This window comes from Grimontia sp. SpTr1 (assembly GCF_947387585.1).
Classification (GTDB): Bacteria; Pseudomonadota; Gammaproteobacteria; order Enterobacterales; family Vibrionaceae; genus Enterovibrio; species Enterovibrio indicus.
In genome coordinates, this window is record NZ_CANDOD010000030.1 from 1 (window position 1) to 17,629 (window position 17,629).

The 17,629-nt window shown below is 48.9% G+C and carries 17 protein-coding genes; 4 read left to right on the forward strand and 13 right to left on the reverse strand.

Translation table 11 applies throughout. The features are described 5' to 3' along the window. Positions 1-599: 599 nt before the first annotated feature. From clpB to rluD, 3 genes are all read right to left on the reverse strand, one after another. The gene (gene clpB / locus QL223_RS24720) at positions 600-3,173 is read right to left on the reverse strand and encodes an ATP-dependent chaperone ClpB (RefSeq protein ID WP_002540049.1); all 2,574 of its coding nucleotides are present in this window, start codon (positions 3,171-3,173) and stop codon (positions 600-602) included. A gap of 109 nt (positions 3,174-3,282) precedes the next feature. After that, complete coding sequence (gene yfiH / locus QL223_RS24725) at positions 3,283-4,020, reverse strand: purine nucleoside phosphorylase YfiH (RefSeq protein WP_002540050.1); 738 nt, start codon at positions 4,018-4,020, stop codon at positions 3,283-3,285. Positions 4,021-4,022: 2 nt separating this feature from the next. Continuing rightward, on the reverse strand, positions 4,023-5,000 hold the full coding sequence (gene rluD / locus QL223_RS24730; RefSeq protein ID WP_002540051.1) for a 23S rRNA pseudouridine(1911/1915/1917) synthase RluD: 978 nt from the start codon (positions 4,998-5,000) through the stop codon (positions 4,023-4,025). Positions 5,001-5,196: 196 nt separating this feature from the next. Here rluD and bamD point away from each other — a divergent pair, with 196 nt between their 5' ends. The 3 genes from bamD to pheA all read left to right on the forward strand — a co-directional run bounded on the left by bamD (position 5,197) and on the right by pheA (position 8,080). Continuing rightward, positions 5,197-5,928 (forward strand): outer membrane protein assembly factor BamD, encoded by a 732-nt coding sequence (gene bamD / locus QL223_RS24735; RefSeq protein WP_002540052.1) that lies wholly within the window; start codon positions 5,197-5,199, stop codon positions 5,926-5,928. 365 nt (positions 5,929-6,293) lie between these two features. Then, positions 6,294-6,635 carry a ribosome-associated translation inhibitor RaiA gene (raiA, locus tag QL223_RS24740; protein ID WP_002540053.1) on the forward strand — a complete coding sequence of 114 codons (342 nt, stop codon included), beginning with the start codon at positions 6,294-6,296 and terminating at the stop codon, positions 6,633-6,635. A 272-nt stretch (positions 6,636-6,907) separates the two neighbouring features. Further along, complete coding sequence (gene pheA, locus QL223_RS24745; RefSeq protein ID WP_281546269.1) at positions 6,908-8,080, forward strand: prephenate dehydratase; 1,173 nt, start codon at positions 6,908-6,910, stop codon at positions 8,078-8,080. A 245-nt stretch (positions 8,081-8,325) separates the two neighbouring features. Here pheA and tyrA read toward each other — a convergent pair whose 3' ends face one another. From tyrA to ffh, 10 genes are all read right to left on the reverse strand, one after another. Further along, positions 8,326-9,453 (reverse strand): bifunctional chorismate mutase/prephenate dehydrogenase, encoded by a 1,128-nt coding sequence (gene tyrA, locus QL223_RS24750; protein WP_281546270.1) that lies wholly within the window; start codon positions 9,451-9,453, stop codon positions 8,326-8,328. Between the two features lie 5 nt (positions 9,454-9,458). After that, positions 9,459-10,535 carry a 3-deoxy-7-phosphoheptulonate synthase gene (locus QL223_RS24755; protein WP_281546271.1) on the reverse strand — a complete coding sequence of 359 codons (1,077 nt, stop codon included), beginning with the start codon at positions 10,533-10,535 and terminating at the stop codon, positions 9,459-9,461. A gap of 281 nt (positions 10,536-10,816) precedes the next feature. Next, positions 10,817-11,200, reverse strand: a complete 384-nt coding sequence (locus QL223_RS24760; RefSeq protein WP_002540057.1) for a DUF2799 domain-containing protein — start codon at positions 11,198-11,200, stop codon at positions 10,817-10,819. A 71-nt stretch (positions 11,201-11,271) separates the two neighbouring features. Continuing rightward, positions 11,272-11,847: an HdeD family acid-resistance protein gene (locus QL223_RS24765; protein ID WP_002540058.1), complete on the reverse strand. Its 576-nt coding sequence runs from the start codon at positions 11,845-11,847 to the stop codon at positions 11,272-11,274. Positions 11,848-12,066: 219 nt separating this feature from the next. Further along, positions 12,067-12,741, reverse strand: a complete 675-nt coding sequence (gene yjjG, locus QL223_RS24770; RefSeq protein ID WP_002540059.1) for a pyrimidine 5'-nucleotidase — start codon at positions 12,739-12,741, stop codon at positions 12,067-12,069. Positions 12,742-12,858: 117 nt separating this feature from the next. Beyond that, complete coding sequence (gene rplS, locus QL223_RS24775) at positions 12,859-13,212, reverse strand: 50S ribosomal protein L19 (protein WP_002540060.1); 354 nt, start codon at positions 13,210-13,212, stop codon at positions 12,859-12,861. Positions 13,213-13,238: 26 nt separating this feature from the next. Further along, positions 13,239-13,994 (reverse strand): tRNA (guanosine(37)-N1)-methyltransferase TrmD, encoded by a 756-nt coding sequence (trmD, locus tag QL223_RS24780; protein ID WP_002540061.1) that lies wholly within the window; start codon positions 13,992-13,994, stop codon positions 13,239-13,241. Between the two features lie 37 nt (positions 13,995-14,031). Further along, positions 14,032-14,559 (reverse strand): ribosome maturation factor RimM, encoded by a 528-nt coding sequence (rimM, locus tag QL223_RS24785; protein WP_039850224.1) that lies wholly within the window; start codon positions 14,557-14,559, stop codon positions 14,032-14,034. 31 nt (positions 14,560-14,590) lie between these two features. After that, on the reverse strand, positions 14,591-14,839 hold the full coding sequence (gene rpsP / locus QL223_RS24790; RefSeq protein WP_002540065.1) for a 30S ribosomal protein S16: 249 nt from the start codon (positions 14,837-14,839) through the stop codon (positions 14,591-14,593). Between the two features lie 221 nt (positions 14,840-15,060). Further along, on the reverse strand, positions 15,061-16,437 hold the full coding sequence (gene ffh / locus QL223_RS24795) for a signal recognition particle protein (RefSeq protein ID WP_002540066.1): 1,377 nt from the start codon (positions 16,435-16,437) through the stop codon (positions 15,061-15,063). A gap of 274 nt (positions 16,438-16,711) precedes the next feature. Here ffh and QL223_RS24800 point away from each other — a divergent pair, with 274 nt between their 5' ends. Then, positions 16,712-17,509, forward strand: a complete 798-nt coding sequence (locus tag QL223_RS24800; RefSeq protein ID WP_046306470.1) for an inner membrane protein YpjD — start codon at positions 16,712-16,714, stop codon at positions 17,507-17,509. Positions 17,510-17,629: the final 120 nt, after the last annotated feature.

Sequence of the window (17,629 nt, forward strand, 5' to 3'; positions counted from 1 at the left end):
AGTAAAGAAATAGCAGAACGAATTGACTGTGCCGATAACTCCGAAGAGTTTTCGTTTGGTCACTCAGTAAACATCGATAAATCTTTTGTCTATCAATTACGAGTGCCCACACAGATTGCATAGGTCAAATTGTTAAAGAACGTTGACTTGAAGAAGCGTCGCTTCTCACCGTCAGGGCTGCGAATTTTACGCTGCCGGGCGATGAAGTCAAGAAGAAATTTTGAGATTTTTCAGCGTTGCTTTCGCAACCCTCAAAACACCTTGTTGACTCACCTCTTCGCCGCACTTTTCAATGCTTTGATGATGAGGTTTTCGCGTTTCGACTTGGTGGGCATTTCCTTATTGGGAGCCGCTTGCCGTGTCGATGGGGCGCATTATAGGGAGGTCTCGAATTCTGGCAAGGGCTTTTTTAAACTTTTTTGTAGAAAAGTCATCGTTTGAGTATCTTTTGCGCGAAAGGCTTATTTCCACACATTTTACCCACATCAAGCCCACAAAAAGCTGTGGGTAACTTTTAAAATCGAGGGAAGCACCTGGATATAGATAAAAGAAAAGAGGCCTATTGGGCCTCTTTATGTTCTTACTCTTTAAGCCTGTCTTTATTGCACCGCTTTTATTTGCTCGTCTTCGACAATCAGTTTCACCGGCAAGCCTGGTTTCACTTCTCCGCGAAGAATAGATTGTGCCAATGGGTTCTCGACACTTTGCTGAATGGCGCGCTTAAGTGGGCGAGCCCCATATACCGGATCAAATCCCGCATCCGCGATAAGCGTTAGTGCCTCGTCGGTGACTTCCAACTTCAGGTCACGCTCAGCCATACGTTTTGCCAAATGCGCAAGCTGGATACCGGCGATAGACTTGATGTGCTCCTGACCCAATGGATGGAAGACCACTGACTCATCGACTCGGTTAATGAACTCTGGGCGGAAATGTTTGCCCACCACATCCATCACCATGGCTTTGATGCCATTGTAATCCAGTTCACCAAAATGTTCCTGAATGCGATCAGAACCCAGATTGGAGGTCATGATCACCACAGCATTGCGAAAATCAACGGTACGCCCCTGACCATCTGTCAGACGGCCATCATCCAACACCTGTAGAAGAAGGTTGAAGACATCAGGGTGCGCCTTCTCTACTTCATCCAATAGAATGACAGAATAAGGACGACGGCGAACTGCTTCTGTCAGATAACCGCCTTCTTCATATCCCACATAGCCAGGAGGTGCACCCACCAGCCTAGCCACTGAATGTTTCTCCATAAACTCTGACATGTCGATACGCACCATCGCGTCGCTGCTGTCAAAGAGAAACTCTGCCAGTGATTTACACAGTTCTGTTTTACCCACACCTGTTGGACCAAGGAACAGGAACGAGCCAATCGGGCGATTCGGGTCAGCAAGGCCGGCACGGCTGCGACGAATAGCGTTTGCCACCGAGGTGACTGCCTCTGATTGCCCAATCACCCGACCATGAAGCTCATCTTCCATCTGAAGTAGCTTTTCTTTCTCGCCTTCCAGCATCTTGGCGACAGGTATACCGGTTTGACGGGATAGTACTTCTGCAATCTCAGCGTCAGTCACTCGGTTTTTAAGCAAGGTCATTTCCTGCATTTCCGCCTGACTAGCCAGATCGAGCTGCTTTTCCAGTTCAGGAATACGGCCATACTGCAATTCAGACATGCGGTTAAGGTCACCTGCACGACGTGCAATGTCTAAATCCGTGCGTGCCTGCTCTAACGCACTCTTGATGTGTTGCGTTCCGGAAAGCGCTGCTTTCTCTGCATTCCACACTTCTTCCAGCTCAGCATAGTCACGCTCTTTCTCGTCAATTTCACTTTGCAGGGATTCAAGACGCTTCTTACTTGCTTCGTCGTTTTCTTTAGCTAATGCCTGTTGCTCAATCTTGAGTTGGATTAAACGACGCTCTAATCGATCAAGCTGCTCCGGCTTGGAGTCTATTTGCATACGAATGCTCGACGCCGCTTCATCAATCAAATCGATGGCTTTATCCGGCAGCTGTCTGTCCGAGATATAGCGATGAGAGAGACTCGCAGCAGCAACGATCGCGGGGTCAGTAATTTCCACCGCATGGTGAAGCTCGTAACGCTCTTTAAGGCCACGCAAAATAGCGACGGTGTCTTCAACCGTTGGTTCATCCACCAGCACTTTTTGGAAACGACGCTCAAGTGCCGCATCTTTTTCCACATACTGACGGTATTCATCTAATGTGGTGGCACCAACGCAATGAAGTTCGCCACGCGCCAATGCAGGCTTAAGCATGTTGCCCGCATCCATCGCTCCTTCTGCTTTACCTGCACCCACCATAGTGTGGATTTCGTCGATAAAGAGAATGACGTTACCTTCTTCTTTCGCCAGTTCATTGAGAACTGACTTCAGGCGTTCTTCGAATTCACCACGATATTTCGCACCGGCAACGAGAGAACCCATGTCGAGAGAAAGCACACGTTTGTTGCGAAGCCCTTCAGGTACCTCACCGTTGACGATACGCTGCGCCAGACCTTCAACAATGGCGGTTTTACCCACGCCTGGTTCACCAATGATTACTGGGTTGTTCTTGGTACGGCGTTGTAGCACTTGCACGGTGCGGCGAATTTCTTCGTCACGGCCAATCACCGGGTCGAGCTTGCCCTGCTCGGCTTTTTCAGTCAGGTCAATGGTGAACTTTTCCAACGCCTGACGCGCTTCTTCCGCGTTAGGATCATTGATAGCCTGACCACCACGCACTTTATCAATCGCGTCTTCCACTTTCTTGGTTGTCAGGCCAAGACTTCTGAGTAATTCACCCAAAGCACCTTTGTCTTCAACGGCAGCCAGAATAAAAAGCTCTGAGGAGATGTATTTGTCTTTACGCTTCTGGGACAGCTTGTCACACATATTGAAAAGCATACCCATGCTGTGGGAGAGCTGGACATCGCCGCCAGTGCCGGTCACTTTCGGTAGCTTGTCGAGCAGCTCACTCAGACTGGAGCGTAGTTGAGTCAGATCCACATTCAGGAGAGTCATCAGAGGACGGATGGTGCTGCTATCCTGATTGAGGAGAGACACCATCAAGTGCACGGGCTCGATATACTGATGATCGCGCCCTAAAGCCAGTGACTGAGCGTCAGAGATGGCTAATTGGAATTTGCTGGTAAATCGGTCAAGGCGCATAGCCTCCCCCCTTTAATAATTTCGATAATAGCTTTGATGTTGCTTAACGAAAAAATGGGAGCGGCGGCGGCTGATTTCAAGTTGAGTGGCGAAATTTTTGTCGATTTGGTTAATCGCGTTCTGTACCGATCCAGATACAGCTGGCCTGACGGCCTGTACGATTTTCTCTACGGTAGGAGAAGAAGGTTTCCGGAGCAGAGACTGTGCAGTGTTCTCCGCCATAAATCTGGGTCACACCTGCGGCTTGAAGTCGCTGCCTTGCCAAGAGGTAGATATCTGCCAACCAACGATCGTTGTGTGGCTTAAACGCTTTTTCGGCGGCTACATCGTGCGCCATAAACTGATCGCGCACTTCGCTACCCACTTCAAAAGCGTCAGAGCCGATGGCAGGGCCAAGCCATGCCATCACTTTACTTGGCTCATCAAACTTACTGAGCGTTTGTTCCAACACACCGTTGACCAAACCGCGCCAGCCAGCATGTGCCGCCCCCACCTGTGTCCCCTCTTCATTACAGAAAAGCACAGGAAGACAATCGGCAGTCATCACCACACACACCTGCCCTTGAGCTCCCGTAAAGGCGGCATCGGCATCCGGCACCTCATCAACGGCCAAAGGCAAAGTCACGACTTCTGTACCATGAACTTGATTCAACCAGGCTGGAGATGTCGGCATCGACATCACTTCTGCCAGTGTTTGGCGGTTTTTCACCACGAAATCACTGTCATCGCCCACGTGATCGCCTAAGTTCAGGCTATCAAAAGGAACAGGGCTGACACCACCTTGGCGGGTGGTGCTCACAGCTTTAATCCTTGAAGGCGCGGGCCAGTCTGGCGTGATCCAATCCATGATCAGTAGTCCTCGTCTCCGTGCTCTAAGGTGTCTGCACGCAGTACTTCAGTCAGTTTCACCATGTCATCTGGGATTGGTGCGTGCCATTCCATCATTTCTTTGGTGGTAGGGTGTTCAATACGCAGCATAACAGCATGAAGTGCCTGACGGTCAAACTGACGCAATGTCTGGATCAGCTCATCACCCGCATTGCGTGGCGGACGTGGACGACCACCATAAAGCTGGTCACCTACCAGAGGGTGGTTCAGATATGCCATGTGAACACGGATCTGGTGCGTACGGCCGGTTTCCAGACGAAGACGCAGACGGGTGTGCGCGCGGAAGTGCTCAACCACACGGTAATGCGTAATTGCTGGTTTACCCAGCTCCTGAACAGCCATGTGTGTGCGCTTGGTAGAGTGACGGCCGATTGGCTTTTCAATCATACCACCGCCTGTCATGTTACCCAGTGCAATCGCTTCGTACTCACGGGTGAACTTCTTACGCTTTTGCAGTGCGCGAACCAAACGTGTTTGGGTCGGGATATTTTTCGCTACCACCATCAAGCCGGTGGTGTCTTTATCCAGACGGTGCACGATACCCGCACGCGGTACTTCAGCGATATCAGGGTAATGGAAAAGCAGACCGTTCAATACGGTACCGTCAGGGCAACCGGCACCAGGGTGTACCACTAAATCACGCGGTTTATTAATAACGATAATATCGTCATCTTCATAAACGATGTTCAGTGGAATGTCCTGCGCTTCCCAACGCTGTTCATCTTCGATTTCTGCCTGAACGACGATGGCTTCACCACCCATCATTTTCAAACGTGGTTTGTTGACGATCTCACCATCGACGCTTACTTTGTCGGCCAGAATCCATTCTTTGATGCGTGATCGGGAATAATCCGGAAACAACTCTGCCAATGCCTGATCCAGACGCTGACCCAGTTGATTCTCATTTACTGTGCTGTTTAACTCTAACTGCTGTGCCATAACGAACTTTTTGATTCTCAATGAGACTAATACCAAGTGGTATTGATGTAAGCCCTCGGGCTCAGTCACGTTTACCAGTTGGTATTATATCTGGTCGATGGGTAGAATAGCCCACAATCGCGCCATTGTAGCTTTTTGCGGCTGTCTCCGTAATGGCAAAGGCTGAAAATATTCTTTCAAGGAAGCAACTGTAGTAATGAAACGCCTTACTTTATCCTCTTTACTTGCTATTTCCCTGCTGGCTGGATGTTCAAGCACGGAAGAAGTTGTCCCTGATATTCCGCCTTCTGAGCTGTATCAGGAAGCGCAGGTTTCCCTTAATGAAGGCAGTTGGAACACCGCAATCCAAAAGCTTGAAGCCCTGGACTCACGCTACCCGTTTGGTGCTTACTCAGAGCAGGTTCAACTGGATCTGATTTACGCTTACTACAAGAATGACGATTTGGCCTTAGGTGAAGCCACCATTGACCGATTCATGCGCATGAATCCGGGTCACCCTGAGATGGATTGGGTACTCTACATGCGCGGCCTGACCAACATGGCGCAGGACAGAAGCTTCATCCACGATATGCTGAATATGGATCGTGAAGACCGCGACCCTGAACCAGTGCGCCGTGCGTTTGTGGACTTCCGCCGACTGCTGGATCGATACCCAGACAGTGATTACGCCGCTGATGCAGCAAAACGCCTTGTCGCGCTGAAAAACCGTCTGGCAGATTACGAACTGGCCACTGCCGATTTCTATGTTCGCCGTGAAGCTTGGGTTGCTGTGATCAACCGTTGTCAGCAAATCCAGCGTGATTTCCCAGATACGGATGCCGCGAAGAAATCGCTTCCGTTGATGCTTAAAGCCTATGAAGAGTTGAAACTGGAAGAACCAGCGCAACGAACCCGCGAGTTAATGAAACTGAATGGTGTGGATGCCTAATAGCGCCCTTCAAACTAAAAAGAAAAAAGCAGCCTGATGGCTGCTTTTTGTTTATTTGGGTGTGAGATTGTTTGTCCGGGCGAAATAGTGAACTGCTGCATTCTTCGCCAAAGCCTTCTTTAGCACGAACAAAGTCCCTAACGTTCAGTGTTCGTTAGCGACCTTAACCTCTTCATCTTGCACCACTTCTTTTGACCGATTCAAGCACTTTCCGGACTTTTTAAACCGAAGTTAAACACAGGATCACAAATCCCCTGACCAATAAAATTTCGCGACACAAAAGTGATTTAGATCACATTATTTCCCCTCCAGAAACGTAATCTGAAAGTGAGCCCAGCAAAGGGCAAGCAAAAGAGGAAACATCTATGAGAGTAGAAATTACTGGTAAAAACATCGACATCACTCCTGCCATTCGCGATCGCATTACGTCTCGTTTTGAAAAGCTAGAGAAATGGCAAGTCGCTCTCATTAACCCTCATGCTGTCATCAGTGAAGAACCAGGTAACAAATTCAAAGTAGAAGCTGGCGTGTCTATGCCAGGTGCAAAATTGATTGCCTCCGCTGAGCATGAAGATATGTATGCCGCCATCAATGAAGTGGGCCAGAAACTGGAGAAACAGCTAAACAAACAAGCTCACAAAGGCGAAGCACGCCGCGCAAGCCATGCAGGTGTGGAAGTACCGGAAGAAGAATCTGAAGCTATCTAATCTATCCAGAGGATTAAACCAGTCAGCCCCGCCAAGTGCGGGGCTGATTCGTCTTGACATGACAACGCCGTCCCAATAAGGTTGAACAATAATTGAACCAACAAGATAAAGTATCGATGTCGCAAACCACTTCGTTTTTCTTTCGCTTCTTTTTCCGCTTCTGAAGAGGTGGGGCGTAAGGGCGAGCATCGATAACGACAGATTCCCGAAGGCCTCCCTCAGAAAGGGAGGCTTTTTTGTTTTGGGCGCTGAATAATGAGTAGGAACAAGGAATGAGTAAACCAACATTGTCACTTGATGAAATACGGGTGAATGTCAGCCGTATCGATCAAGAGCTGCTGTCACTGCTGGCAGAACGACGTAAGCTGAGTCTTGAAGTCGCTAAAAGCAAAATCCAAACCCAAAAGCCCGTCCGTGATATTGAACGTGAGCAAGCGCTGCTTGAGAAGCTGGTTGCCAATGGGAAATCCCACGAGTTGGACCCACAGTACGTCACCAAAATTTTCCACACCATTATTGAAGACTCTGTGCTCTACCAACAGGCATTCCTGCAACGCCTTGCCAACCCAGACAATGAACAACCGCTTGCCCGCGTTTCTTTCCTCGGTGGCAAAGGCTCTTACTCCAATCTGGCAACCCGCAACTTTTTTGCACGTAAACATACCAAGCTCGCGGAGATCCAGTGCTCAAGCTTTAAAGAAGTGCTGGAAATGGTGGAAACCGGCAATGCCGATTACGGTGTGCTGCCGATTGAAAACACCAGCTCGGGTTCTATTAATGATGTTTACGACCAACTTCAGCATACCCGATTGTCTATCGTCGGAGAGATCACCCAGCCGATAGAACACTGCCTTCTGACCGCGGTGGACACGCAGATTGACCAAATCGAAGTGCTTTATTCGCATCCACAACCGCATCAACAATGCAGTGAGTTCGTGAGATCTCTGGGCAGTGGTATAAAGCAAGAGTATTGCTCAAGCACCGCGGAGGCGATGAAAGAAGTCGCAGCCATGGCCCAGCCAAATGTGGCTGCAATTGGTAATGCGGCAAGCGGTGAACTTTATGGTCTTAAGCCACTGAAGTTCGGCATCGCCAATCAGCAGGAAAACCACACCCGCTTTATCGTTGTCGCACGTAAGCCTGTAGAAGTCACTGCGCTGATCCCAGCCAAAACCACCTTTATCATGTCTACCGGACAATCTGCCGGTTCCCTGGTGGAATGTCTGCTTGTGCTGCGCAATCACGGTATCAACATGACCAAACTGGAATCACGCCCTGTGCTTGGCAACCCATGGGAAGAGATGTTCTATGTGGATGTAGAAGGCAATATGCGTACGGATGTGATGAAAGAAGCATTGGAAGAGCTCACCAAGATCACCCGCTACATTAAAGTACTGGGCTCTTACCCGATTGAGAACGTTGCCCCAACAGAAATCGACGTTTAACGATACTGAATGCTAGGAGGGTCAACAGACCCTGGAAACAGACAAGGAGCCAACTGGCTCCTTTTGTTTTATCTCGTGCAGCTTATACCAATCACAGTAGGTAGATGATCAGAAATAGCGTAGGAAAAATGCTCGAGAACAAGGCGAAAAATTTCGATAAGTAGTTATTCTACAATCAAATTTTTCAACGCAGTTATCGAGCATTTTAACCAGCTAGGATGAGCAGATATTTACTACGATTGGTGTTAACCGCGTTGCGTGGTGTCATTCGCCTGACGAAGTAGGTTCTGACTTTCTTTCATAAAGCGCGGAGCAAAGTCGCCGAACCAGTTTTCCACCTGGCTGAACGCCTGGACAAAGCCTTCTTTGTCTTGCTTATCGAGCAGGTTAATCGCCTCGCCAAAACGCGCGTGGAAACGCTTAATCATGTCGATGTTTTGCGTCGAGGACATTATGATATCCCCGTAAAGCTGGGCGTCCTGAGCAAACAATCGGCCCACCATCGCCAGTTCAAGGCGGTATATTGGCGAGCTAAGCGCTGTAAGCTGCTCCAGATTCGGATTCTCTTCCGCCAGATGCAGACCATACACGAACGAAGTGAAGTGGCGTAACGCTTGGATCAACGTCATCCCCTGATCATGCTCAATCGCGCTGATACGGTGCAAACTCGCACCCCAGATGCGGAATTGCTCAAGCAGCCATTGGTACGCTTCCGGATTTCGCCCGTCACAGTACACAATCACTTGTTTAGCGAGACTAGAAATATCCGGACCAAACATAGGGTGCAAACCCACCACTGGTCCTTTGTGTGATTCCAGCATAGCCTGCAGAGGTTCACTCTTGATGGAGGTCAGATCTACCAAGAGGCAATCATCGGGCAACTTGCCTAATGAGCGAATAACACTGTCAGTTTTATTGATAGGCACGGTGACAACCACCATGCCAGCATCAGAGAGTATTTCTTCAGCCTTGTCCCAATCTTTCGAGCCCAATACCTTAACGTCATAGCCAGAAAGTCGGAAAAGCTTGCAGAACACTTTACCTAACTGGCCATGGCCACCCACCACCACGATAGAACGCAGATCCGGGTTCAGGCATTTAAATCCAGAATCGTTTTCACTGGCGTAAGATTCACGCATGGTGCGACGAAGAATATCTTCAATCAGATCCGGCGGAATCCCGCGAGAAGCAGCTTCTTCACGACGTGATGCCAACATAGCAGCCTCACGATCCGGCGCATAAATCGGCAAACCGTGTTTGCTCTTCACCTCGCCAACTTCCGCGACCAATTCCAGTCGGCGTGCCAGCAACTCGACCATTTGTTTGTCGACTTCGTCAATTTGATCCCGAAGTTGGGTCAACTCTGCAACCATGTGGCTTAATGTCCTTGTAAACGCTGTTCCAGGAAAGGTGTCAGTTCATCATGGGCACGGCGCAGCAGGTTTTCAGTATCCTGCCAGTTGATGCATGCGTCGGTAATAGACACCCCGTAAGCCATCTCTTCACGCGGCAAGTCCGCAGACTGATTGCCTTCGTTGATGTTGCTCTCAATCATCAAACCAATGATGGATTGGTTTCCTTCACGGATTTGGTGGAACACATCTTCAGCGACAAGTGGCTGACGACGGAAATCTTTTCGAGAGTTGGCGTGGCTGCAGTCTACCATCAGTGAAGGCTCAAGCCCTGCCCCTTTCATCTCATTTTCGCATTCTGTAACCGAAACTGAGTCATAATTGGTCTGCTTGCCGCCACGCAGAATCACATGACCATCCGGGTTGCCCTGAGTTGTCAGCAGTGCAACCTGACCTTCTTTGTTAATACCCATAAAACGGTGACCAGATGCAGCCGCCTTCATCGCATTAATCGCAGTTGCCAGGCTGCCATCAGTACCGTTCTTGAAGCCAATTGGCATGGAAAGGCCACTCGCCATTTCTCGGTGAGTCTGAGACTCCGTCGTACGCGCGCCAATCGCCGCCCAACTGAACAGATCGCCAATGTATTGCGGGCTGATTGGGTCCAAGGCTTCTGTTGCCAGTGGCAGACCCATGTCAGCCAGTGTGATAAGCAGTTCACGGGCTTTGTGAAGACCTGCCTCTACATCGAAAGAGCCATCCAAATTTGGGTCGTTGATGAGTCCCTTCCAGCCAACCGTGGTGCGTGGTTTTTCAAAGTAAACTCGCATCACGATGTAAATCTGATCTTTCAGGGTTTCTGAAAGCGCCTTGAGGTTTCTTGCGTATTCAATCGCCGCATCAGTATCGTGAATCGAGCAAGGACCACACACGACCAAAAGGCGGTGATCTTTCTTATGGATGATATCTGCAATTTCCTGACGCGCTTTTGAAATAAAGGCCAGCGTCTCTTCCTTTACAGGTAGCTTGCTGCGCAGTTGGTCAGGGGTAATCAGAACCGTTTCGTCCTGAATATGTACGTTAGTAAGCAGATCTCTTTCCATAACATTTTTCCTTTCTGAATCTATTTTGCGCATTGAATGGGTATTTATCACGCAACTGCCCATACAATAACAATCTGAGAGACGAATGCAATAGATCGTAAAGATAAAATAACAACGTAAATTTATATTTACATAGTAGTATAAAGGTCAAACTTAAAGGCTATATAACTGACTTCACCAATCAGCATATTGGAAACACTTTTGTAAACCAAAACGTACAAAATAGAAAAAGGCCTTTCGAAAAGGCCTTTTTGCTTGGGGTTGCTATTTTACTAGCTCAATCAGAAAGTCTGGTCAGCTGATTGGAAGTCCTCAAAACCTCTCTGCCATTGCATCTGAAAGCGAAGACCATCAGGTCTGTTGGCACACACACCCAAATACTGCATGCCCGACAAACCAATGTCATAGGCATTGTCCAGGCTGCAATAGCGATCAACACCTTCCGCATAGCCAGACTCGTAATCGCTCACATCGACATTCTGTCCACCAGCACGCTGTGCCAGTTCATTCAGATCTGACATTGAACGGGAAGGGATACCTCTAAGACCGTCCTGCTCACCGACTGCCTGCCAATCGCCTTTCTTCACCAAAGACTCTGCATCTCCGACGGATGCGCAGCCAACGATCATCAACGCAACCAGTGACACAAAGGATTTTTTCAACATCCTGTGTTCCTTAAGATTGATTTGGAAAGTGTCACTATATACCGATTCAGTGGAAAGGTGCAGAATTGGCGTCATACATTTTCTTTTAATCCCTTGAGCTTAAAGGAAAGCGCTACAAACAAGACACCAAAAATAAACGCGTACATCGCAATCACCCAAATGAGTGCCGTCGCACCTGCAGCGGGATTAGACATCAGAAAGCCGCCGAACAGAATGGAGATAATACCTCCGAGAATGAGCAGCCATTCACCAGTGATTTCTTTCCTAAGCCTGATCGCGGCGATGATCTCCAGCACACCTTTCGCTATCGCCCAAACGGCTATATAAAACAGCAAGGCAACCGCAGTAAGTCCCGGCACAGTAAACGTCATAATCCCGGCCGCGATCCCGACCACACCCCAAAGCATCAGTACCACCCAGTTATCCCGTTCTTTGCGCTCCATAATGGCTGTCCACACCTGAAGTGCGCCGTCCACAAATGCAAAAATACCGAATACCAGAATAAGTGTTTCCACCGACTCTTCCGTCGGCAAGGTCCAGAGCATGAAGCCGAAAATAATGGACGCGATACCACGCAATAACAACACCCACCAATTTCTCGATAGCGCTCCAACCAACTGTTTTTGTAGTGTGTCTGTTGGTTCCATTGTGCTTTCCTCTCATTATTGTTTTGGCGAAACGCCGCCGAACACCAGCGTTCAGCATGTTGAGAGTGAAGCGCGATTTGGTTGACTGTGATGTGCTAAGTTTGCAACCCAGTATGAAATGGTTAGCTTATGGAACGCAGCGCAAATTTCTTTTGGAGAGGAATGAAGAAGTGCAGCCCAGGACTCAAGCTGCACGGATAGACCCAGACAACCAGAGGATTAATCCAACAATAGAGCGCGAATATCTGCCCAAGAAGCAGCAGTAAAGGTTGGCTCAATACCTTCCGGTTTCACTTTTCCATCAACATTCAGCCAGCCAGTGTCGATACCCGCATTGATGCCACCAAGGATATCGGAATCTGCATTGTCGCCAATCATCAGGACGCGCGCTTTATCAGGGTGACCCATCTCATTGAAGGCATGATCAAAGATAGCAACATCAGGTTTGGCCACACCAACTTGCTCTGAAATCACTACCAAGTCGAAGTAGTCCCGAAGCCCTGTTTTTTCGAGGCGGATTTGTTGAAGCTGCACAAAGCCATTAGTGATGATACCGAGTTTTGCATGTTGCGCCAGCAAAGGCAGGGTTTCACGTACACCTTCCAAAGGTTCACAAACATCCGCCATGGCATCGAGAAAACGGCGGTTAAGCTCACCCGGTTCAATATCCAAACGCTCAGCCCATACCAGAAAACGATCTTCTTGAAGCTGTTTCGCCGAGATTGCACCGTTTTGGTATTTCACCCAAAGCGGCTTGTTGACGGTCTGATACTCTGCAAAATCCTGCTCGGTAAAGTTAACACCTAAGGTTTTGAACATTGTTTGAAGACCCGCGAAAGCATCGAAAGAAAACAGGGTCTCGTCAGCGTCAAATAAAATCCAATCGTACTGCACGTTATATCTCCTTCATGAAGCTCGCATTATGGCACGCATTTTCCGTCTGCAGAAAAAGAAAAAGCCCGCCTAAACAGGCGGGCTTTCTTTCCCTTTCGGGTATAAACGCCGGAGCGATTATTTCTTAGCCAGACGCTCTTTAATACGAGCTGCCTTACCAGAACGCTCACGCAGGTAGTACAGTTTGGCACGACGTACTGCACCGCGGCGCTTAACAGTAATGCTGTCAACAACTGGTGAGTGAGTTTGGAATACACGCTCAACGCCTTCACCGCTAGAGATCTTACGAACGGTAAATGCTGAATGTAGACCACGGTTACGCTTAGCGATTACAACGCCTTCGTAAGCCTGCAGACGCTCACGCTGTCCTTCTTTAACTTTAACTTGAACGACAACAGTGTCACCTACGTTGAACGCAGGAACGTCTTGTTTAAGTTGCTCATCTTCGAGCGCTTTGATGATGTTACTCATTTTCTATACCCTAGAATAAACTGATACTAAATATCTTTAGGTACTTGTCTGTGTTCGTTAATGAACTCAGCAAGCAGTGATTCCTGTTCGTCAGTCAGAGCTAGGTTTTCCAGGAGCTCTGGTCTTCTGAGCCAGGTACGGCCCAGCGATTCTTTCAATCGCCAGCGGCGAATGTCCTTATGATTTCCGGATTTCAGTACCGAAGGTACTTCCAATCCGTCCAACACTTCAGGACGCGTGTAGTGAGGGCAATCCAGCAAACCATTTGCAAAAGAATCTTCTTCCGCTGACGCAAAGTCTCCGAGGACACCCGGTACAAACCGAGCAACCGCGTCAACCAACGTCATGGCTGGCAGCTCACCGCCACTGAGCACAAAATCCCCGATAGACCATTCTTCATCGACTTCGGTTTGTATAATGCGCTCATCTACCCCTTCGTAGCGTCCACAGATAAGAATCAACTTCTCGTTCTGCGCCAGCTCCTCAACACCTGCTTGGTCAAGCTTTCGGCCTTGAGGTGAAAGGTAAATCACTTTCGCCTTGCCATCAGCGGCTTTCTTGGCAGTGTGAATGGCATCGCGCAAAGGCTGAACCATCATCAACATGCCTGGGCCTCCACCATATGGGCGGTCATCAACCGTCCGGTGTTTGTCGTGGGTAAAATCGCGGGGATTCCACGCTTCTACCTCGAGCAGGCCTTTTTTAACCGCCTGGCCAGTTACCCCAAATTCAGTAACAGCACGGAACATTTCAGGAAAAAGGCTGATTATACCAACCCACATTTTTCCACTCCCATTGCTTTAAATGTTACTGGGGGAATTAAAATCCAGGATCCCAGTCAACTTCGATCCGTTGAGCAGAGCGATCAATCAACTTGATGACTTGCCCATCGAGGAACGGTATTAAACGTTCCTTCTGGCCAAAAGCATCTTTCGGGTTCGCTTGAATAACCAATACGTCGTTAGAGCCCGTTTCCAGAATGTCCGTGACTTTACCCAGGTTGTACCCTTTGGTTGTCACCACTTCCATTCCGTACAGTTCGCGCCAGTAGAATTCTTCATCTGACAGCGAAGGCAATACTTCTGCATTGATAGCGATTTCAGCATTTGTCAGTGCCTGAGCGTCTTCACGCTGATCCAGACCTTTCAACTTGCCTACATAACCCTGACCATGGCGTTTCCAGTCTTCAAGACTGAATGCCTGCCATTCGCCACGCACTTTGATAAACCAAGGTGTGTAGCTAAAGATGTTTTCGGCGTTTTCAGTGTAAGAAAAAACTTTGAGCCAGCCACGGATGCCATAAGAAGCACCTAGCTTGCCTACTACAACCTTTTCTTGCTCACTCATTTCTTTTTCTTTCAACCCTGACACTAATCAATTACGCAGCTTTAGCAGCGTCTTTGATCAGCTTAGCTACGCGGTCAGAAACAGCTGCACCTTCGCCAACCCAGTGGTTAACGCGGTCCAGGTCCAGACGCAGCTTCTCTTCTTGACCCTGTGCAACTGGGTTGAAGAAACCTACTTTCTCGATGAAGCGACCGTCGCGAGCTTGGCGGCTGTCTGCAACAACGATTTGATAGAATGGACGCTTTTTAGCGCCGTGACGTGCCAAACGAATGGTTACCATATCGTCCTCTTTGCATTACTAAATTAAATTGGCCCCGTGCTAATACGGGGCCTCGTGCCAAAATAAAGCTCCGGAATTTTACGCTTTCTGTGATCGAATGCAACTGCTTTAGCTAAAAAAGCATCAGCAGTAACTGGACTTCAATCACTTAGCGATTCCGTCGCTCTATCGAATCCCAGCCAGCGTCTTTCATCTGACCGGAGAATAGGTTTTATTGCGGTTTAGCGTGGGAACATACCACCGCCACCACCCATGCCGCCCATCATGCCTTTCATATTGCGCATCATGTTCTTCATGCCGCCCTTCTGCATCTTCTTCATCATCTTCTGCATCTGGGTAAACTGCTTGAGTAGACGGTTAACGTCCTGTACCTGAGTACCTGAACCTGCGGCGATACGTTTTTTACGTGAGCCTTTAATCAAGTCTGGACGTGCACGCTCTTTCGGCGTCATGGAATTGATGATGGCTTCCATCTGAACGAAGATTTTATCGTCCACTTGGTTTTTCACATCATCAGACAGGTTTGACATGCCAGGCAGTTTGTCGAGCATCCCCATCATACCGCCCATGTTCTTCATCTGTTGAAGCTGGTCGCGGAAGTCCTGAAGGTCGAAACCTTTCTTCTCTTTAAACTTCTTCGCCAGTTGCTCGGCTTTGTCTTTGTCGACATTGCGCTCGAGATCTTCAATCAGTGACAGAACGTCACCCATGCCAAGGATACGGCTGGCAACACGGTCAGGGTGGAAAGGTTCCAGTGCGTCGGTTTTCTCACCTACACCCAGGAACTTGATTGGCTTACCGGTAATATGACGAACAGACAGCGCCGCACCACCACGCGCATCACCGTCCACTTTGGTCAGTACCACACCGGTTAGCGGCAGCGCATCGTTGAAGGCTTTAGCAGTGTTCGCCGCATCCTGACCTGTCATGGCGTCGACCACGAACAGAGTTTCAACAGGATTGATTGCTGCATGGACGTCTTTAATCTCGTCCATCATCTCTTCGTCGACGTGCAGACGACCTGCGGTATCGACGATAACCACGTCATAGAATTTCAGTTTGCCGTGCGCCAATGCTTCACTGGCAATATCAACTGGCTTTTGGTCCGGCGTTGATGGGAAGAAATCAATGCCCACATCGCCTGCCAGTGTTTCCAACTGTTTGATCGCCGCAGGGCGGTAAACGTCAGCAGAGACCACCAGCACTTTCTTCTTGTGGCGCTCTTTGAGCATTTTACCCAGCTTACCGACACTGGTAGTTTTACCTGCACCTTGCAGGCCCGCCATCAGTACCACAGCCGGTGGCTGCGCTGCCAAATCCAACTCAGAGTTGGATTCACCCATCACAGCTTCAAGTTCAGATTGAACAATCTTGATGAATTCCTGACCCGGGGTCAGGCTTTTCGACACTTCCAGTCCAACTGCGCTTTCTTTTACTTTCTTCACGAAGTCACGAACCACTGGCAACGCAACATCCGCTTCCAGCAGCGCCATGCGTACTTCACGCAGCGTGTCTTTAATATTGTCTTCTGTCAGTCGACCGCGACCGCTGATGTTTTTCAGCGTACGGGATAGACGATCCGTTAGGTTTTCAAACATGTCCTACTCGCTTATCTACGCGATGGCACCACGTGACCCGAAATCCTGTCAGGTGGCGATAAACACAAAATTGGCGCGATTATATCTCATTATTGCTGATGCTTACATGCTGCCTTTAACGATAGTTTTAAAGTGGCTTGCAGGCACTTTTCCTAAAATTTGTCGCGGGTAAGACAGGTTTACGTCTCAAAGATCGGCTCGTGTTGATAGCGACTCTCAGTTGCGCAAGGTATACTGACTCCTTCCTTTTTGACGCGATGTTGTTGAAAGACACATGGATATCTTTTTAGCACTCACCGCCGCTTTGCTTTATTTTGCGGCGCTTTTGCAAATTATTCCCGGCCTATCCGGCCCGAATCAGATCCCGGCTCGCTCGGTGTTCCTGAGCGCGTGTGGTGCGTTGGTGCTGCATGCTTACCTGCTTTCTGATCTCATCCTGTCAGGCGGTGGGCAGAACCTTAGTATCCTTAATGTCGCGTCCCTCATTAGCTTTATCATTGCCGCGATTACCACTGGGCTCATGTTCAGGATGCGGATTTGGGTGCTACTGCCTGTGGTTTATAGTTTCTCTGCGATTAACCTGACCGCAGCCACATTGCTTCCCGGTGCGTTTATCACCCACCTAGAAGCACACCCAGAAGTTCTGGTGCACATATCCCTCGCGCTTTTCTCTTACTCCACACTGATGATTGCCACTTTGTATGCCATTCAACTGGCATGGCTTGACCATCAGTTGAAACACAAGAAAAAGCTGGTGATGAACCCCAACCTGCCCCCACTCATGGCTGTAGAACGACAGCTTTTCAACATCATTCTGATTGGTGAAGTGTTACTGACGTTGACCCTGCTGACCGGTCTTGTGTTTGTGCAGGACATGATTGCTCAGGGCAAAGCACACAAAGCTGTGCTGTCCGCAATGGCATGGATTGTTTACGGCGTGCTGCTGTGGGGACATTATCAATCAGGATGGCGCGGACGCCGCGTTATCTGGATCAGCATCGTGGGAGCATTCCTCCTTACACTCGCCTATTTTGGCAGCCGTTTTGTCCGCGAAGTGATTATCGCAGGTTAACGGTCTCTCTATTCAGACGCCCCTTTTTATAGGCTTTCTTTACCCTAACGGGGCGTTTGTGTATAAAGTTTGCGCAGCAATGTTTGACATGGACGCAAATTCTTGCCCTTAATTAGGGTT

What these genes read in the sequence shown, in the direction of transcription:
- clpB (WP_002540049.1), bottom strand. Translation starts at nt 3,173, where the DNA reads ATGCGCCTTGACCGATTTACCAGCAAATTCCAATTAGCCATCTCTGAC.
- yfiH (WP_002540050.1), bottom strand. Translation starts at nt 4,020, where the DNA reads ATGGATTGGATCACGCCAGACTGGCCCGCGCCTTCAAGGATTAAAGCT.
- rluD (WP_002540051.1), bottom strand. Translation starts at nt 5,000, where the DNA reads ATGGCACAGCAGTTAGAGTTAAACAGCACAGTAAATGAGAATCAACTG.
- bamD (WP_002540052.1), top strand. Translation starts at nt 5,197, where the DNA reads ATGAAACGCCTTACTTTATCCTCTTTACTTGCTATTTCCCTGCTGGCT.
- raiA (WP_002540053.1), top strand. Translation starts at nt 6,294, where the DNA reads ATGAGAGTAGAAATTACTGGTAAAAACATCGACATCACTCCTGCCATT.
- pheA (WP_281546269.1), top strand. Translation starts at nt 6,908, where the DNA reads ATGAGTAAACCAACATTGTCACTTGATGAAATACGGGTGAATGTCAGC.
- tyrA (WP_281546270.1), bottom strand. Translation starts at nt 9,453, where the DNA reads ATGGTTGCAGAGTTGACCCAACTTCGGGATCAAATTGACGAAGTCGAC.
- QL223_RS24755 (WP_281546271.1), bottom strand. Translation starts at nt 10,535, where the DNA reads ATGGAAAGAGATCTGCTTACTAACGTACATATTCAGGACGAAACGGTT.
- QL223_RS24760 (WP_002540057.1), bottom strand. Translation starts at nt 11,200, where the DNA reads ATGTTGAAAAAATCCTTTGTGTCACTGGTTGCGTTGATGATCGTTGGC.
- QL223_RS24765 (WP_002540058.1), bottom strand. Translation starts at nt 11,847, where the DNA reads ATGGAACCAACAGACACACTACAAAAACAGTTGGTTGGAGCGCTATCG.
- rplS (WP_002540060.1), bottom strand. Translation starts at nt 13,212, where the DNA reads ATGAGTAACATCATCAAAGCGCTCGAAGATGAGCAACTTAAACAAGAC.
- trmD (WP_002540061.1), bottom strand. Translation starts at nt 13,994, where the DNA reads ATGTGGGTTGGTATAATCAGCCTTTTTCCTGAAATGTTCCGTGCTGTT.
- rimM (WP_039850224.1), bottom strand. Translation starts at nt 14,559, where the DNA reads ATGAGTGAGCAAGAAAAGGTTGTAGTAGGCAAGCTAGGTGCTTCTTAT.
- rpsP (WP_002540065.1), bottom strand. Translation starts at nt 14,839, where the DNA reads ATGGTAACCATTCGTTTGGCACGTCACGGCGCTAAAAAGCGTCCATTC.
- ffh (WP_002540066.1), bottom strand. Translation starts at nt 16,437, where the DNA reads ATGTTTGAAAACCTAACGGATCGTCTATCCCGTACGCTGAAAAACATC.
- QL223_RS24800 (WP_046306470.1), top strand. Translation starts at nt 16,712, where the DNA reads ATGGATATCTTTTTAGCACTCACCGCCGCTTTGCTTTATTTTGCGGCG.